At 65.6% G+C, this 1447-nt stretch carries 1 protein-coding gene; it reads right to left on the bottom strand.

The annotated features are described in order from the left end of the window. Positions 1 to 33 precede the first annotated feature (33 nt). Positions 34 to 1347, bottom strand: a complete 1314-nt coding sequence (locus ACIRRA_RS46040; RefSeq protein WP_402782503.1) for an IS256 family transposase — start codon at positions 1345 to 1347, stop codon at positions 34 to 36. Between the last annotated feature and the right edge of the window lie 100 nt (positions 1348 to 1447).

The following is a 1447-nucleotide window of genomic DNA, read 5'->3' as shown; positions in this document are numbered from 1 at the left end:
GAGATATTGTCAAATCCTGTGGATGAGGTTGTTTCAGGCGACTTCCGTTGCGCCTGAACGGCCTCCGTCCTTTGGGGTGATGTCGATGGGTCGTTCGAGCAGTTTGCCCTTGTGGAACAGTGCCCCGTTGCGGACGAGCGCGACCAGATGCGGCGCGTTGACCGCCCGCCAGCGGGTCTGGGCGGCCTCGATCAGCTTGTAGGCCATCGCCAGCCCCGCCGCCCGCGAGCCCGGCCCCTTGGTGACCTTGGTTCGCAAACGCACTGTGGCGAAGGTGGATTCGATCGGGTTCGTGGTGCGCAGGTGGATCCAGTGCTCGGCGGGATACCGGTAGAACTCCAACAGCACATCGGCGTCACCGACGATCTTGGCGACCGCCTTCGGATACTTGGCGCCATAGTCGATCTCGAACGCCTTGATCGCCAACTGGGCCTTGTCGATGTCCTCGGCGTTGTAGATCTCCTTCATCGCCGCCAACGCGCCGGGATGCGCCGATTTCGGAAGGGCAGCAAGAACATTGGCCTGTTTATGAAACCAGCATCGTTGCTCGCGCGTCTCGGGGAACACCTCCCGCACCGCCTTCCAGAACCCGAGCGCGCCGTCACCGACGGCGAGCACCGGTGCCCTCATGCCGCGGCGGCGGGCATCGCGCAACAGATCCGCCCACGACTCGTGCGACTCGCGGAACCCGTCGGTCATCGCCACCAGCTCTTTGCGGCCGTCGGCGCGGACCCCGAGCATCACCAGCAGGCACAGTTTCTCCTGCTCCAGGCGCACTTTCAGATGAATCCCGTCGACCCACAAATACACATAGTCCACGCCCGAGAGGTCCCGGCCGGCGAAGGTGCGGGCCTCGTCCTGCCACTGACCGGTCAGCCGCGTGATCGCCGAGGCCGACAGTCCCGCGCCGGTACCCAGGAACTTCTCGAGGGCCGGGGCGAAATCGCCGGTCGAGAGCCCGTGTAGATACAGCAGCGGCAGCACCTCGGTGATCTGCGGTGATTTGCGTGCCCACGCGGGCAGGATCGCCGAGGAAAACCGTTGCCGCTCACCGGTTTCCGGGTCGGTCCGCTTATCGTTAACGCGCGGCGCGCGCACCGCCACCGCGCCAGCGGAGGTGAGCACCTCCCGCTCGTCATGGTGCCCGTTGCGTACCACCAGCCGGTGCCCGTTCTCGTCGAGCTGCCCGGCGAAGCGAGCGATGTAGTCGGCGACCTCGGCCTGCAACGCCGCTGCGAGCATCCGCCGGGCACCCTCACGCACGATCTCGTCGATCGGCGAGCCGGACACTCGGCCCGCTGCACCGTCCTGATTGGACTCGGCGCCACCGTCGATTACCTTGAGCATGGGACGTACCTTCCCGCCCGGCGTTGGCGCGCCGAGTAGATCGAAACCTGTTGATTGTCAGATCATCCGGGAAGGTACGCCCTCCCGGTCATCCACAGGT

Source organism: Nocardia sp. NPDC101769, assembly GCF_044766925.1.
GTDB lineage: Bacteria > Actinomycetota > Actinomycetes > Mycobacteriales > Mycobacteriaceae > Nocardia.
Note: the sequence above shows the minus strand (reverse complement) of the source record. Positions and strands in the feature narration are given on the sequence as shown.

What these genes read in the sequence shown, in the direction of transcription:
- ACIRRA_RS46040 (WP_402782503.1), bottom strand. Translation starts at nt 1,347, where the DNA reads ATGCTCAAGGTAATCGACGGTGGCGCCGAGTCCAATCAGGACGGTGCA.